Annotated in this window: 10 protein-coding genes; 9 read left to right on the top strand and 1 reads right to left on the bottom strand. The window is 70.5% G+C overall.

The genetic code is table 11. From position 1 onward, the window contains the following. Positions 1-10: 10 nt before the first annotated feature. Positions 11-880, bottom strand: coding sequence for a class I SAM-dependent methyltransferase (locus ENSA5_RS24130; protein ID WP_181198084.1), 870 nt, complete (start codon positions 878-880; stop codon positions 11-13). A gap of 128 nt (positions 881-1,008) precedes the next feature. On the opposite strand from ENSA5_RS24130, the gene ENSA5_RS24125 reads away from it, so the two are divergent. The 9 genes from ENSA5_RS24125 to ENSA5_RS24080 all read left to right on the top strand — a co-directional run bounded on the left by ENSA5_RS24125 (position 1,009) and on the right by ENSA5_RS24080 (position 15,524). Next, complete coding sequence (locus ENSA5_RS24125; RefSeq protein WP_106394048.1) at positions 1,009-1,842, top strand: hypothetical protein; 834 nt, start codon at positions 1,009-1,011, stop codon at positions 1,840-1,842. Beyond that, entirely contained in the window at positions 1,824-4,619 is a 2,796-nt protein-coding gene (locus ENSA5_RS24120) for a GNAT family N-acetyltransferase (protein ID WP_146156051.1), read from the top strand. Before ENSA5_RS24125 ends, ENSA5_RS24120 begins: the two co-directional genes overlap by 19 nt. Then, on the top strand, positions 4,616-6,367 hold the full coding sequence (locus ENSA5_RS24115) for an IucA/IucC family protein (protein WP_106394046.1): 1,752 nt from the start codon (positions 4,616-4,618) through the stop codon (positions 6,365-6,367). Before ENSA5_RS24120 ends, ENSA5_RS24115 begins: the two co-directional genes overlap by 4 nt. Before the next feature lie 2 nt (positions 6,368-6,369). After that, entirely contained in the window at positions 6,370-7,674 is a 1,305-nt protein-coding gene (locus ENSA5_RS24110) for a lysine N(6)-hydroxylase/L-ornithine N(5)-oxygenase family protein (RefSeq protein WP_181198083.1), read from the top strand. Then, on the top strand, positions 7,664-9,400 hold the full coding sequence (locus ENSA5_RS24105) for a PepSY domain-containing protein (protein WP_181198082.1): 1,737 nt from the start codon (positions 7,664-7,666) through the stop codon (positions 9,398-9,400). The genes ENSA5_RS24110 and ENSA5_RS24105 overlap by 11 nt, the downstream gene beginning before the upstream one ends. Before the next feature lie 315 nt (positions 9,401-9,715). Further along, positions 9,716-11,254: a zinc metalloprotease gene (locus tag ENSA5_RS24095; protein ID WP_106394042.1), complete on the top strand. Its 1,539-nt coding sequence runs from the start codon at positions 9,716-9,718 to the stop codon at positions 11,252-11,254. A 75-nt stretch (positions 11,255-11,329) separates the two neighbouring features. After that, positions 11,330-12,136, top strand: coding sequence for an NYN domain-containing protein (locus tag ENSA5_RS24090; RefSeq protein ID WP_106394041.1), 807 nt, complete (start codon positions 11,330-11,332; stop codon positions 12,134-12,136). Between the two features lie 362 nt (positions 12,137-12,498). After that, positions 12,499-13,941, top strand: coding sequence for a DUF4215 domain-containing protein (locus tag ENSA5_RS24085; protein ID WP_106394040.1), 1,443 nt, complete (start codon positions 12,499-12,501; stop codon positions 13,939-13,941). A 149-nt stretch (positions 13,942-14,090) separates the two neighbouring features. Further along, on the top strand, positions 14,091-15,524 hold the full coding sequence (locus tag ENSA5_RS24080) for a carotenoid oxygenase family protein (protein WP_181198081.1): 1,434 nt from the start codon (positions 14,091-14,093) through the stop codon (positions 15,522-15,524). Positions 15,525-15,553 lie beyond the last annotated feature (29 nt).

Genomic DNA, 15,553 nt, shown 5'->3' with positions numbered 1-15,553 from the left:
CGGTCACCGGTCATCGGTCATCGGTCATCGGGGGGTGGAGCTCGACGCGGTTGAGGGCGTGCGAGCGGAGCAGCTCGGGCTTGCGCCAGCGCAGGTAAGGGAGCATCAGGCGGTGCTCGAGCGGCACGCGGCGTCGAAGCTCACGGGGCAGCTCGTCGATCGTCGTCGTCTCTCGCAGCCGGTGTTGGGCCCAGCCCTCGATCACCCGCGGATCGTCGCAGCCCCACACAAAGGGGGCCTGGTAGGACTTCATCATCGGTCGGTTGCGAGAGCTGACCGCCCGGGTCGTCACGGTGTCGAAGATGATCTCGCTGCCCGGGAACGCCCGAGCGATCTGCTCGAAGCCCCGGCGGACCACGGCCTCGTCGAGGTAGACGAGCACGGCCTCGACGATGAACAGCTTGGGGCCCTCGGCCGGCTCGATCCTCGCGAGCCAGTCCTCGTCGCCAAACGCCCCCTCGATCATCGTGCGCCTGCTCGTGTCCGTGAAGAAGCGTCGGCGCAGCGCCATCGAGTCGGGCAGGTCGACGTCGAACCATCGCAGCGCCCCGTCATCGACCCGCTCGAAGCGAGTGTTCAGGCCCGTACCGATCTCGACGACCGTGGCGTGGCGGCGCGCTCGGATGAAGCGCTGGACCCAGCGATCGATCATCACGGTCCGCAAGCAGGCCCGGAACGCGAGTCGACGCAGATCAGCGAAGCGACGGTCGAAGTCGTAGTCGAGCGCGGCGACCATCGCCTGAGCCTTGGGGTCGTGCAGGAGTCCGCGGCGTCGCTCGCTCTCGATCGCTCGGCACCACAGCGGGATCATCAAGGTCTCGCTCACCTCCCCGAGCACGACGGGCTCGGACAGAGTCGAGGTGGATGCCAGGTTGACCATGGCGACCGACATTATTGATATCCGTTTTCAAAATCAATTAATTTTCAAGACCTACAGCTTGAGAAGACTCTCAGGCGATAAAATCATTTAAGTTGAAAACAATTTTCAATATCTAGTAGAAGCGGCCCATGCTCTCAGCCTCTTCTCGCGCTCTGGTCCTGACGGCCTCGTGTTGGCTGCTCGCCTGTTCGACCCCTCCGGGGATCGACGACGAGGGCACCGAAACCCACGCCGAACACGAGGATGAGGCCGACCACGAAACACCCGGCGAGACCGGCGAGGCCAGCGAGACCGGCGAGACCGAGGGCGAGGGCCAGGGCGATCCCGAGGGGGCGCAGTGCCTGCCGGAGGCGCAAGACTGTCCCGACGACTACAAGTGCCTGCTTCGTCTCGGCGCCGACGACTGGGAGTTCGTGTGCTTGCCCGTAGAGGGCGACAACGGTGCCGGCGAGGAGTGCATGCACGACGGCGTGATCGCCGGGACCGACGACTGCGATCAGAGCTCGTGGTGCATCGGCCCCTTCGATCCGAACGGCGCCCCGTGGTCGGGGCTGTGCTACCCGCTGTGCGTCGAAGAGGGCTGCGCGAACGAGGAGCGCTGCGTGGGCATCGGCTCCCTGCCCGTGTGCGCGCCGGTCTGCGATCCCCTGATCGTGGGATCTTGCGGCAGCGATGAGGCCTGCATCTACCGGCCGCCCGAGGGCTTTGTCTGCTTCCCGCGGGGCGCCGAGGGCAACGGCGTCGGTCAGCCCTGTGCGACCGGCGCGAGCTGTGCGGCCGGCCTCCACTGCTCGCAGTTCGTCGCTGGCTGCAGCTCGGAGGACTACTGTTGCACGGACTACTGCGACACCACCGAGGACACCAACACCTGCGCGGCCCAGGGCATCGGCGCCGTGTGTGAGTCGATCGGCGCCTCAGACCCCAACCAGGCCCACGTCGGCGCGTGCGTCGTTCCCAACTGATGGACGACGCACGCACACACTCGGGTCCCCCTCGGCGCCTCGGCGATCACCCGGCGCCGGGCTTTGATGGATCGGTCCAGGCGCTGCTCAGCGCGCTGATCCGCGAGTTCGAGGGCTGGTCGGTGCGCGAGAGCGCGGGCCGCCATGAGCTCGAGCTGCCGCTCCCAAGCCAGGCCGGGGTCGTCGTGGTCGCGCTGCGTGAGCCGATCGGGGTCGGCCGGATCGCGGCCGGCCCGGCGCGCTGGCGCGACCTCGAAGGAGAGCTTCACCCGCTGCCGATCACCGAGCTCATCGCCCGGCTCGTCGCCGAGCCCGAGCTCGCGCAGGCGATCGGACTCGACGGCCGCGACCCGGCCGCCGGAGATCGCCTCGTCGCCCGGGTCCGCGCCAGCGCCAGCAACCTCGAGCGGGTCCTCGACGCTCGCGCGGCCGACATCGAGCACCTGCTCCGCGAGCCCCTCGGCTTCGTCGAGGCCGAGCAGGGCTTGCTCCTCGGTCACTCGGTCCACCCGGCCCCGCGTCTGCGCGAGCGCCTCGACGCCAGCCACGACGGCCGCTTCGTCCCGGAGCTCGGCGGTCGCACGCAGCTCGAGCTGTGGGCGGTGGCGCGCGAGCGCGTGTTCATGGGCGGGGGGCCCGAGGCCGCGACCCGACTCGACGAGCTGATCGCCAGCGATCCGAGCTGGTCCGCGCGCGCGGGCGAGCTCGGCGAGGACTTCGTGCTCCTGCCCCTGCATCCCGTCCAAGGCCGCGCTCTGGCCCGCGATCCCGAGCTCGCGCAGCTGCGCGAACGCGAGCAGCTCCGGGCGCTCGGCCCAAGCGGCAGGCCGTGGGCGCCGACCTCCTCGCTGCGCACGCTCCACGCCGACGCGGCCCCGTGGATGCTCAAGGCCTCGCTGCCGATCCGCCTGACCAACTCGCTGCGGACCCTCGCGCCGGCCGAGCTCGAGCGCGGCGTCCTGCTCGGGCGGGTGCTCGACGAGACCGAGGCCAGCGCCCTCGAGCGTCGCCACCCGAGCTTTCGGATCCTGCGCGAGCCAGCCTACTTCGGACTCGACGACGGCGCCGGAGGCCCCGGCCCCTCGGTGTCCTTCATCGCGCTGCGCGAGAACCCCTTCGCCGCCGAGGTCCCGGTCGAGACCCTCGCGACCTTGGTTCAAGACCACCCGCGATCCGGTCGCAGCCGCCTCGCCCTGCGCCTCGAGCACGCCGCCTCGCGCTGCGCCTCGACCACGGCGGTTGAGCTCGGGCAGCGGTGGTTCGCCAGCTTTCTGGCCCGCGTGCTCGTGCCGATCATCGAGGCCCAGGCCGAGTTCGGGCTGCTGCTCAGCGCCCACCAGCAAAACCTCGTGCTCGGCTTCGCCGCCAACGGCGAGCTCGCCGGGCTCGAGCCGCGCACGGCGTGGTTCCGCGACGCCCAGGGCACGGCCTACACAACGCTCGCGCTGCGGCGCTTTGGTGAGCGCCTCCCGGGCCTCGCCGCGGCCAGCTTCGCGGCGCCCCTGGCCGAGCGGGTCTGGGCCTACTCGGTCGTCATCAACGGCGTGTTCAACGTGATCGCCTCGCTCGCGATGATCCCCGGTCTGACCCAGTCGGCGCTGGTCGAGCAGCTCCGAGCCACGCTCGAGACCCAGCGCGAGCGCGGGCTCGCGGATCCCTCGGCGCTCGACTACCTGCTCGACGCGCCGCAGCTGTGGACCAAGGCCAACCTGCGCTGCTTCGCGGCCGGCATCAGCGAGGTCTCGCTCCCCGATCCCCAGCTCATCTATCGCGCGCTGCAAAACCCCCTGGCCCGCGCCGCGTCGCCCGGGCCCGAGCTCGCGGGCGCCCACCGCATCGCCAACTACGCCGACCCCGACGCCCGGATCACCTGGCAGACGCCGACGCGCTCGAGCTGGCGCCGCGCTCGGCTCGACCTCGACGGTCAGGCCCACGACTTCGAGCTGCGCGACGCTGGGCCCCGCGCCGAGCTGCGCTGGATCGGGCCCCCGACCACGCGCAGCCGGGCGCTGATCCTCGATCACCTGTTTGCGACCCGGGCGGGCCTCGCCCACGTCGTCGACGGCGATCGGGTGGTCCTGCGCGAGACCTTCTATCAACGCCCCGGGCCCTGGCATCACCGCAACGATCGTCCGCCGCCGCCCGAGCTCGGGCGCACGACCACCGCCGGCATCGAGCACCCGCGTCGCCCCCCGGCCCCGGCTGGGCTGCTCTACCGACGCTACTGCGCGAGCATCGATCGCAGCTTCAGCCTCCGACACTTCGACCCCGAGCGCGACCTCGACCGCTTCTGCCGGTGGATGAACGACCCCGTCGTCGCGCGCTTTTGGGACCAGGCCTGGCCCCCCGAGCAGCTGCGAGACTACATTGACGCGCGCCTCGCCGATCCCCACGTGATCCCGGCGATCGGCGCGTTCGATTCGCAGGACTTCGCCTACTACGAGATCTATTGGGCCAAAGAAGATCGCCTCGGTCCCCACTATGTCGCCGAGGATTACGATCGCGGCTTTCACATGGCCGTCGGCGAGCCCGAGCTTCGTCACCGGGGTTGGGGGCGGCAGTGGTTCCTGGCCATGGCCCACTTCTTGTTCCTCGACGAGCCCCGCACGCAGCGGCTGGTCGGCGAGCCGCGGGTCGATCAGGCCATGGTCCGCGGCTGGTCAAAGAGCACCGCGTGGGACGAATGGGGCGAGGTCCAATTTCCCCACAAGCGCGCGGCCCTGATGGTGATGACTCGTGAGCGCTTCTTCGCCTCGCTCGGCGGTCAGCTCGGATGATCGGCGCGAGCGATGACTGGCGAGAGGCCTGGCGCCTCGCAAACGCCCGGCGGCTCGCCCAGGCGATCGGCGAGCTCAGCTTCGAAGGTCTGCTCGCGCCCGAGCGCCTCGATGACGATCGCTTCCGCCTGAGCCTCGGCGACGCGATCGAGTATCGCTTTCACGCCCGGGCCAGCGCCTGGGGGGGCGTCCACGTCGAACGCGAGGGGATCGAGCGGCGCGTCGGCGCCAGCGAGTTCAGCCCGGTCGACTCGCCGCTGCAGCTGTTGTTCGACGCTCGCGAGCAGCTCGGGGCCACGCCCGAGCTGCTCAGCGAGTGGTTCACGGAGATCCACAACGGCTTGCTCGCCGAGGCCCAGCAGTGCGAGGCCCTGCGCGAGCGCGACGCCGCGGCGCTCGCCGAGCTCGACGGCGTCTCGCTCGAGCGCTGCCTCGACGGCCACCCCAAGCTGATCGCCCATCGCGGCCGCATCGGCTGGGGGGTCGATGCGCTGCGCGCCTACGCGCCAGAGTTCGAGGGCGAGCTGCGCCTGCAGTGGTTGGTCGTCGACCCCGAGCTCGCGCGCTCCAGCGGCGCCGCCGCGCGCGGCCGCGAGCTGGTCTCCGAGAGCTGCGACGAGCGCGAGCAGGCCCGGCTGCTCGAGCGCCTGGCCACCCGCGCGCCGGCCCTGGCCGGCCCTGGGGTCCTGGTCCCCGTGCACCCCTGGCAGTGGCAACACCACGTCGCCGCCCACTACGGTCGCTGGCTTGGCAGCGGGGCGATCGTCGCGCTCGGCTCCTTCGGTGATCGCTACGCGCCGCGCTTGTCGCTGCGGACCCTCGCCAACCTCGATCGCCCCGAGCGCGCCGATCTCAAGCTCGCGCTGACGATCCTCAACACCTCGTGCTGGCGGGGCCTGCCGGGCCGCGACATCGCGCGAGGATCGGGGATCGCCGTCGCGCTCCGGGCCCTGGTCGCCGCCGATCCGAACCTCGCAAAGGTCCGCATCCTCGGCGATCTCGGCGGCGTCCATGTTCCCCACCCGGACTTCGAGGCCCTCGACACCGCGCCCTACCGGGTCCGCGAGCTGCTCGGCGCGATCTGGCGGACCAGCGCGAGGAGCCAGCTCGCCCGCGACGAGGCCGAGATCCCGGCGGCGGCCCTGCACCAGCGCGACCTCGCCGGCACCCCGCTGCTCCGAGTCTGGGTCGAGCGCAGCGGGCTGTCGCTCAGCGCCTGGCTCAGCGCGCTGTTCGAGCACACCGCCGTCCCGCTCTATCACCTGCTGTGCGCCCACGGCCTCGGGGTGATCGCCCACGGGCAAAACCTCGGCCTGATCTTCGTTCAAAATCGGCCCACGGGCATCGTGCTGCGCGACTTTCATGGCGATCTTCGCCGCCGCGAGAGCGTCCGCTTCGCGCCGGGCTCGGCCCTCGATCAGCTCACGGGTCTGCCCGACGAGCACGTGCTCCACGACCTCTACACGGGCTACTTCGTCAGCGTGCTGCGCTTCGTCGCGCCGCTGCTCGAGCGCAGCTTTGGCCTGGCCGAGGCCGAGTTTCTCGCGCTCTTGCGCCGCTCCCTGCGCCGCTACCAGGACGCGCACCCGGAGCTCCACGAAGCCTTCGAGCGGCTGGATCTGCTCCAACCCACGATGGCGCGAATTTGCCTCAATCGCGCGCGCCTGCGGGTCAACCATGGCGGCGGCGCCCTCCGCCCGCTCCCGGTCCTCGGGCCACCGCTGCAAAACCCATTGTCGGGACAATGACCATGATCAATGAAGTCGATCTCGCCGGCGTCGGTGTCGGCCCTTTTAATTTGAGCATCGCGGCGCTCGCCGACGAGATCCCCGAGCTCCACACGCGCTTCTTCGAGCGACGCGAGCGCTTCGCCTGGCACCCCGGGCTGATGTTTCGAGGCTCGCGGATGCAGACCTCCTTTCTCAAGGATCTGGTCACCGCGGTCAGCCCGACCAACCGCCACTCATTCGTCAACTACCTGGTCGAGCACGGCCGCTTCCACGCGTTCTTGGCCGCCGAGGGCGCGGCGGTCGAGCGCCGGGAATTTGCCGACTACCTCGGCTGGGTCGCCGGGCGGCTCCGCTCGCTGCGCTTCGCCGACGAGGTCCGCGAGCTTCGCTCCTTCGCGGGCGGCTTCGAGATCATCCACGCCAGCGGCCGCACGCGAGCGCGGCACGTGGTCCTCGGCACCGGGCGCGTCCCGGCGGTGCCCGAGTGCGCGCGGGCCCGGCTCGGCCCGCGCTGCTTTCACGCGATCGACATCCTCGCTCGGGGCCTCGATCTTCGCGGCGCTCGGGTCGCGGTCGTCGGCGGCGGCCAGACCGGCGCCGAGGTCATGCTCGAGGTGTTGCGGGGCACCTGGGGCGAGGTCACGGAGCTGAGCTGGGTCTCCCGGCGGCCAAACTTCGAGCCGCTCGACGAGAGCCCGTTCACCAATCACCTGTTCACGCCGGGCTTCGTGTCGGTGTTTCACGAGCTCGCTAGCGAGCACCGTGAGCACCTGCTCGCCCGCCACAAGCTCGCGGGCGACGGCATCTCGGCGTCGACCCTGCACGAGCTCCATGACCGCTTCTACGAGGCAGCGATCACCCGGGCCGGCCCACGCGTCGAGCTGCTCCCGGCCCGCGAGCTCGTCGGCGTCGACGCCCGCGGCGCGGGCTTCGAGCTTGGCGTGCACAACCACCTCGATGACCAACACGAGCGCGTCGACGCCGACTACGTGATCTTGTGTACGGGCCTGCGCGAGCAGCTGCCACCGTGCATCGAGCCCCTGTTCGCCGAGCTCGAGCTCGACGAGCGAGGCCGACCGCAGGTCGAGCGCAGCTTCGAGCTTCGTCGTCGCCGCCGCGACGGCGAGCGGGCCTACATCGTCAACGGCGCCCGCACCACCCATGGCATCGCCGAGTCGCAGCTGAGCCTCATGGCCTGGCGCTCGGCGGTGATCCTCAATGACGTGCTCGGCCGTCGCCGATTCGCGGTCGAGCGCGAGCGCGACCTGGTTCGGTGGCGCGCGCGGCCCTCAGCCTCGACGAAGAGCGACAGCTGTGTCGACTGAGTCGCGGGGCCCAAGGCGCGGACGTCGGGCGCTGGTCGTCGTCCTGACTGGCGCGCTCGCCTGCCTGGGCAGCTGGTTGATCGCCCGCAGCTGGCCAGCCCCTGCGGTCGAGCGCGCGACCCTGGCCAGCCTCGCGTTTGTGCCGCTGTGGTCCGGGTTGGCGCTCGCCGGCCTGGCCCTGCTCCGCCGCGCCCCCCAGCGCCGATCCCCGCGCTCCGAGAGCTCGCGCGACTCGGCCCGGTCGCGACCGGCCCGGCCCGGGCACGGGCGTCGGAGCCTGTTCGCGCTCCACCGAAGCCTGGGCGGGACCCTGGCCGTGGTCGCGATCCTCGTGTTTGGCTCGGGCGTGGGCGCGGTGCTCGATCGAGCCCTGGCCAGCTGGCAGCTTCGGGCCGACGCCACCCAGGCCGTGGCCCCGGCCTCCGATCAGGCCCTCGACGAGGCCCTCGCCGAGCTCTTGCGGCAGCACCCCGAGCTCGGCGCCGGCGACCTCGCCCTCCACCCCGCGGGCGCCGGGCACCCCTGGATCCAGGCGGACTTTTTCGACAGCGATCGCGAGCTCGTGCGCGTCGAGCTCGACCCCGAGACCGGCGCCGAGCGAGGGCGCGGTCAAGGGCCGCTGTGGATCCTGCGGGAGCTCCATCGCCGGCTCTTGATTCAGCCCGTGCTCGGCGAGCTCGCCCTCGGGGTCGTCGGCTTTGGCCTCGGCCTGGTCCTGCTCTCGGGCCTGGCGACGCGCCGCTGGCTGCGTCCGCGCACTCGCGCGGCGACGCACAAACGAGCGCCGCTGACCATGCGCGCGCACCAGTGGCTGGGGCTCGGGCTGCTCCCGGTTGCGACGCTGTGGGCATGGACCGGGGCGCTGCTGGGCCTGACCTTGATCATTGTTCCGATCGTCGGCGGGGCCGCCTATGGCGGCGATCGAAACGCGCTGATGCACGAGGTCTTGGCCGTCGACCGCCCGCCCCTCGACGAAGGCAGCGCGACCCTGGCCCCGACGCGGCTGCGCGAGCTCGTCGCGTCCGGCGCATGCCCGGCGATCCGCGAGCAGCTCCCCGACGCCGAGCTTCACCGGATCCTGATTCACCACCCGACCCAGGCCAGCGCGAGGATCCGCGTCGACCTCGAAGGCCGCGGCCTCCTCGCGCGGGCCTCGTTCACCGTCGACGCCAGCGGTGAATTGCTCGACTGCCGGAGCTTGCCGAGGGCGGGGATCGGGCTCCAGAGCTTCATGGCCTCGGTCGCCCTCCACTACGGCGAGTGGGACACGCCGGGGCTCTCGCGCCGGGTCGTCGACGGCGCGTACCTGCTGCTCGGCGCGGGCCTGGTCGCCCTCGCCTGGCTCGGCGGGTGCTTGCTCGCGCGTCGACGAGCCCGCGACGGCGACGCTCGCGGGGCGCTGTATCTCCGGCGCACGCTGAGCTGCGCGGGCTTGGGCTTGGCCGCCCTCGTCGTCGGCTTGGCCTTGCTGTCGAGGATCCCAGGCCTGGCCCGGAGCGAGCCGGCCGCGTTGCTGAGCGCCGGGCTGATCAGCGGCGCGGTCGTGCTGTGGATGTTCACCGGAGACCTGTCCTCGCGCCGCCGCGGGCTCCTGTTCGCGCTAGCGATCGGGCTTGGGTTGATCCCGCTGCTCGGCTACTTCGTCGCCGACGTCGCGCCCACTTCAGTCGACGTCCTCGCAGCCCTCGCGGGTATCGGTCTGGGCCTGCTTGGTCGGCGCTCGTGAGCGGCTTGCGGTTCACGGATCTGCGCGAATCGACCGCCATCCACGACCGGGTCGGCGACAGCGCCGCCTTCGTGCTCGTGAGCGAGTACTCCGAGACCATGACCCGGATCATCACGCGCTGGCGCTCTGACGAACCCGAGCGCGAGCCCGAACTTCAGACGCGAGAACGAGAGAGTCGAGGACCCGCTGCCGCTGTATCGCTTCAGCTTGGGTGCGTGACCATTGGTCGCAGCTGAGCGAAGACGAGCGGGCGCCTCGCGCCGTGACCATTCCCCCGTTGTGAAGACTCGCGTTGCCCGCTATGGTTTTCGCAATATGAAACGCGTCGCCTGCCTCGCCCCGTTGCTCCTGTGTCTGTCAGCATGCGCCGCCGATGACACGGGTCCGGGCGTCGAGACCGGCATCAGCGGCCCGACCACGGGTAGCGGTGACGGTGACGGTGACGAAGAGGGGGCCTTCGAGCCCGTCCCCGCCCGGGGCATCACGATCACCCGAGTCACCGCAAACCACGGCGTCAACGTCTCGATCGCCGATGGCGCCGAGTGGGTCGATGGGACCGGTCGTGAGGCGCGCCTGGTCACCGGCCGCGACACGCTAATTCGCATCTACCACGAGCTCGACGAGAACTGGGTCGAGCGCGACATCGAGGCCCGGCTCGAGTACTCGGTCGGCGGCGAGACCTACGAGTACAAGACCCAAAAGACGATCGTCGTCGACGCGTCCGACACCTACCTCGACGGCGCGATGTGGTTCGCCCTGCCCGCAGACCAGGGCCTGATCGAGCCCGACGCCCGCTTCCAGGTCTCGCTGTGGGAGGTCGGGCCTGGCGGCGAGAGCTTGGAAGAGCACGTCAACGTCTCGCCCGAGAGCGGCCTCGAGCTGATCGGCTTCGAGAGCTTCCCAATGGAGATGAACGTCGTGTTCGTGCCCTTCGCCTTCAACGGCGGAGCGCCCGACGTCGCCGACGAGGCCAAGATGGAGATCATCACCAATGAGATCTACCAGACCGAGCCGATCCAGACCCTCAACACCTGGATGGATCCGCTGCGCGATAGCGGGGCCAACTCCAACGTCTGCCAGATGCTCGGGACCATGGAGCAGATCTGGAGTCAGGCCGGCGCGCCCAGCAATGTCTACTATGTCGGATTGGTCGACACGGGCGCGGGCTCGGGGGTCATGGGCTGCGCGCTGATCAACGCCAATTTCAACGCCGACGTCTGGGTCGACAACAACATCGGCACCACGTCAACCAGCATCGTCCACGAGATCGGCCACAACCAGGGCCTCAGCCATGTCGAGTGCGACGACATGGGCAACCCCTCGACCGGCAACGATCCGAGCTACCCCGATCACCCCGACGGCCGCACGCTCAACACCGGCTTCGGGATCCGCGACTTCTCGATGTACCCGGGCGACACCACGATCGACTACATGAGCTACTGCACCAAGCGCTGGGTGTCGCCGTGGACCTGGAACAAGGTCTGGTCGCGGATCCAGAGCTTCACGGCCATGGGCAGCCCGCTGGTCGTCGATCCCGATCCGATCATTCGGCTCGGCATGTACCCCGACGGCACGACCGCGTGGTGGACCGCGCTCACCCGCCCCGACCCCGAGCGCCAGCCCGGGCCCTACGACGGCTGGGTCGAGTTCGAGCTCGACGGCGAGATCATCGCCCGCGAGGCCGCGCTCCGCGACACCCTGACCGACGGTGAGAGCGTGTGGATCTCGGCGCCGATGCCCAACGGCGACCCCGAGGCCGCGTTCGACACGGTCCGCTACCTCGACGTCAACGGGGTCCACCAGGCCAAGCGCGACGAGGTCAGCTTCTTCACCCAGCAGCACGTCGTGCGCTGAGCTCGGGCGGGGGGCTCGGGCCCGGGGCTCGGGCCTCGATCGCTCGCCCCCCGCGATCGTGGTACGCCCCCGGGCATGGCAGACAACGGCAGCGCCGCGCCCAACATCGCTATTTTCGCCGACTACGAGAACGTCGCGCTCGGTGCCCGCGACGCGAAGTTCAAGAAATTCGAGATCGACCTCGTCCTCGAGCGCCTGCTCGAGCGCGGCAACGTGGTCGTGCGCAAGGCCTACTGCGACTGGGGCCGCTACAAGGACCACCGCAAGAACCTCCACGAGCGCGGGTTCGAGCTGGTCGAGGTCCCCCACGTCAAGATGTCGGGCAAGAACTCGGCCGACATCCGCATGGTCGTCGACGCCCTCGACCTCGCCCACACCAAGGCGCACGTCGACGTGTTCGCGCTGATCACCGGCGACAGCGACTTCTCGCCCCTGGTCAGCAAGCTGCGCGAGAACAACAAGCGCGTGATCGGCATCGGCGTGCGCCAGTCGACCAGCGATCTGCTGGTCGAGAACTGCGACGACTTCATCTACTACGACGACCTCGTCCGCGAGCACAAGCCCAAGCGCCCCCGGGCCAAGGCGACCAAGGCCAAGGGCAAGGCGACCGAGCCCAAGTCCGAGGAGCAGCGCCAGGACGAGGCCATCGAGCTGACCCTCGACACCGTCGAGGCCATCTTCCGCGACCGCCCCGGCAAGCTGTGGGGCTCGATGGTCAAGCAGACCATCAAGCGCAAGCGGCCCAACTTCTCGGAGAGCTACCACGGCTACCGCAGCTTCAACCAGCTGCTCGAGGACGCCGAGGCCCGCGAGCTGCTGGTGCTCGAGAAGGACGAGAAGTCGGGCGGCTACGTGATCGTCGAGCTCGGGGACAAGGCGTGAACCCGGCGGCGCCGAGCCTGCAAGCTCGGCTCGCCAAGCCAGCCCCGACGGCCCATCGGCTCGCGGCTCGCGGCTCAGCAGGGGCAGCCTGACTGACGACCGAGCGCTGGCGCAACGCAGCTCCCCCAGCGACGTCGTCGCAGGCACCGACCCCGGCACCGACCCCGGCGAAGCCCCCCGGCTCGTCGTTCAGCACCCCCGCGGGCGTACGGCTCGCCTCGTGTAGATGCGGCTGGAGTCGATCGGAGGGTCGGGACCCCCCCTCCCCCCTGAGCCGGGTCGGGTTCCCGTATGCGCGGCGATCTACGGGCCGTCAGGGGCGGCGCTGGACTTGCTCAACCAAAATTTGGTCCCATGCAGCCATGCGCACCACTCGCTTCGACGCTGCCCTGACCGCGTCCCTTCTCTGCTCGATGCTCGGCGCCTGCGTCGAACCGATCATCGAGGCCTCGAGCGTCGGCACCGACACGACCGGGGACGGCGACGGCGACCCCGGCGACGGCGACGGCGACCCCGGCGACGGCGACACCGGGGACGGCGACACCAACGCCTTGTGCGGCGACGGCATCGTCGACCAGGGCGAGGAGTGCGACGACGGCAACCCGATCGACACCGACGCGTGCACGAACGCCTGCACCGCGGCGGTCTGCGGCGACGGCATCGTGCAAGAGGGGGTCGAGGGCTGCGACGACGCCAACGACGTCGACGGCGACGGCTGCTCGGCGACCTGCACGCTCGAGAGCTGCGGCGACGGGGTCGTCCAGGCGATGGAGGAGTGCGACGACGGCAACGATGACGACACCGACGCCTGCACCTCGCTGTGCGCGACGGCGACCTGCGGCGACGGCTTCATCTACGAGGGCGTCGAGGAGTGCGACGACGCCAACATGGACAACGCCGACGACTGCGCCGAGTGCGCGGTAGCGACCTGCGGCGACGGCTTCATCCACGAGGGCGTCGAGGAGTGCGACGACGGCAACACGGACGACAACGACGCGTGCACCGCCGCGTGCACCGAGGCCGTGTGCGGCGACGGCATCGTCTACGAGGGCGTCGAGGAGTGCGACGACGGCAACATGGAAGACAACGACGGCTGCGTCGGCGTCTGCACCCTCGCGACCTGCGGCGACGGCCTGGTCAACGAGGGCGCCGAGGAGTGCGACGACGCCAACATGGACAACACCGATGACTGCACGAACGCGTGCACCGCCGCGACCTGCGGCGACGGCTTCTTGCAGGTGGGCGAGGAGTGCGACGACGGCAACGTCGTGGCGTCCGACGGCTGCGCGCCGGACTGCGACTGGGAGTCCCGCATCGCGTTCGTGACCAGCACGACCTACACGGGCGACCTCGGCGGCCTCGACGGCGCGGACGCGATCTGCAACGCCCGGGCCGCGGCTGCCGACTTGCCGGGCACCTACATGGCCTGGCTGTCGACCGTGCAGAGCTCGCCCTCAACCCGCTTCACCCCGTCTGCCGTGCCCTACTACCTGCCCGAAGGGACCAAGGTCGCCGACAACTGGTCCGACCTCACCGACGGCACGCTCGACTTTGCGATGGCCCGGACCGAGTTCGGCACCCCGTCGATCAACACCGGCGCCAGCTGTGAGGGCAGCGTTCGTCTGGCCCGGACCGGGACGACCGCGTTCGGGACCAAGGGGCCGAACATCTGCAACAACTTCACCTCGGACAACCCGGACTATCTGGGCACGATCGCGCGCACGACCTCGGAGACCGAGTCGTGGTCGCTGTGCGCGGCGCAGTCCTGCAGCACCCCGCTGCCGATCTACTGCTTCCAGCAGTAGGCGGCCGGCCCCCGGCGCGCGCAGCTCGGCGAGGGCCTCGGCGAGGGTCTCCCCGGCCGCGGCCGTGATCCCGGCGGTCTCGTCGGGCGTGTAAATCGAGACCGGGCCACGCCGCGCCGCGGGGCTCGGGGCCGATGCTATGGTGCTTCATGGCCAGCGCGCGGGATTTCATCGACGGCGACACCTACTCGAGCCAGGACTTCGCCCCGGTTGAGCGCGAGCTCGACCACCCCGAGCTCGAGCTGCTCGAGGGTGAGCTGCCCCCGGGGCTCCAAGGCGTGTTCGCCCGCAACTCGAGCAACCCCCGGTTTGTGGCGCCCGAGCCCTACCACTGGTTCGACGGCGACGGGATGGTCCACGCGGTCAGCTTCGCCGACGGGCGCGCGAGCTACCGCAACCGCTGGGTCCGCACCGCCGGGCTCGCCGAGGACGAGGCCGCGGGTCGAGCCACGTGGACGGGGCTGCTCTCGCGCCCGGACTTCACCCGAGCGGGCGGCCCGTACAAGAACACCGCCAACACCGACCTGCTCTACTGGAACGGCCGACTCCTGGCGCTGTGGTGGATGGGCGGCGGGCTGCCCCACGCGCTCACGGTCCCCGAGCTCGAGACCGAGGGCCCGTGGCCCGACGCCGGAACCATGACGGCCCACGCCAAGGTCGATCCACGCAGCGGGGACCTGGTCTTCCTCGACTACGCCCCCACCCCGCCCTTCGCGACCCACGGCACCTTGACCACCGACGGCCAGCTCACCCGCACGCCGATCGAGCTCCCGGGCCCGCGCCCGCAGCACGACCTCGCGCTGACCGAGCGCTACACGATCTTGCTCGACGTCTCGATGTTCGCCGACCCCGAGGCCCTCACCCGCGGCAAGGTCCACATGCGCTTCTTCCCCGACCGGCCCACGCGCGTGGGCCTGTTCGATCGCAAGGCCCACCGCCTGGTCCGGTGGTTCGAGGTCCCGGCCTGCTACGTCTACCACTTCGCCAACGCCTGGGAGCAGGGCCGCGAGGTCATCGTCACGGTCTGTCGCATGCGCGACCCCCTGATGTACCAGCCCCAGCCCGGGCGCACGGATCGGGTCGTGCCGCGCATCTCCCACCTGCGCCTCGAGCCCGAGCTCGTCCGCTGGACCCTCGACCTCGACACCGGCCTCGCCCGCGAAGAGCTCATCGACTCGGCCCTGGCCGAGTTCCCGCGGATCGACGATCGTCGGCTCGGATCGCCGACCGACGCCGCGTTCTTGGGCACCTTCGCCGAGCAGGAGGCCTTTCGCTTTGACGGCGTGCGTCGGGTCGAGCTCGGGTCCGGGGCCGCGATCGAGCGCAAGTATCCGGCCGGGTGGTACGGCGGAGAGGTCAGCGTCGCGCCGCTCGGACCGGACCCCGACGACGCCGTGCTCGTGACCTTCGTGTCCGAGCTCGGCAGCGGGCGCAGCGAGCTGTGGCTGCTGTCGGCGCGCGAGCTCGACCTCGTCGCCAAGCTAGCGATCCCCTCGCGGGTTCCGGCTGGCTTTCACACCCGCTTCATCCCGGGCGAGGCCTGTCGCTCGACGCGCGCGAGGCCGAGCAGCCCCTTGATTTAGGCCTAGCAGCCCGTGGTGCAATGCATCGT

Origin of the sequence: Enhygromyxa salina (assembly GCF_002994615.1) — a bacterium.
Classification (GTDB): Bacteria; Myxococcota_A; Polyangia; order Nannocystales; family Nannocystaceae; genus Plesiocystis; species Plesiocystis salina_A.
The sequence above is the reverse complement of the archived record's forward strand: the minus strand, read 5'-3'. Positions and strand labels throughout refer to the sequence as shown.

What these genes read in the sequence shown, in the direction of transcription:
- ENSA5_RS24130 (WP_181198084.1), bottom strand. Translation starts at nt 880, where the DNA reads ATGGTCAACCTGGCATCCACCTCGACTCTGTCCGAGCCCGTCGTGCTC.
- ENSA5_RS24125 (WP_106394048.1), top strand. Translation starts at nt 1,009, where the DNA reads ATGCTCTCAGCCTCTTCTCGCGCTCTGGTCCTGACGGCCTCGTGTTGG.
- ENSA5_RS24115 (WP_106394046.1), top strand. Translation starts at nt 4,616, where the DNA reads ATGATCGGCGCGAGCGATGACTGGCGAGAGGCCTGGCGCCTCGCAAAC.
- ENSA5_RS24110 (WP_181198083.1), top strand. Translation starts at nt 6,370, where the DNA reads ATGATCAATGAAGTCGATCTCGCCGGCGTCGGTGTCGGCCCTTTTAAT.
- ENSA5_RS24095 (WP_106394042.1), top strand. Translation starts at nt 9,716, where the DNA reads ATGAAACGCGTCGCCTGCCTCGCCCCGTTGCTCCTGTGTCTGTCAGCA.
- ENSA5_RS24090 (WP_106394041.1), top strand. Translation starts at nt 11,330, where the DNA reads ATGGCAGACAACGGCAGCGCCGCGCCCAACATCGCTATTTTCGCCGAC.
- ENSA5_RS24085 (WP_106394040.1), top strand. Translation starts at nt 12,499, where the DNA reads ATGCGCACCACTCGCTTCGACGCTGCCCTGACCGCGTCCCTTCTCTGC.
- ENSA5_RS24080 (WP_181198081.1), top strand. Translation starts at nt 14,091, where the DNA reads ATGGCCAGCGCGCGGGATTTCATCGACGGCGACACCTACTCGAGCCAG.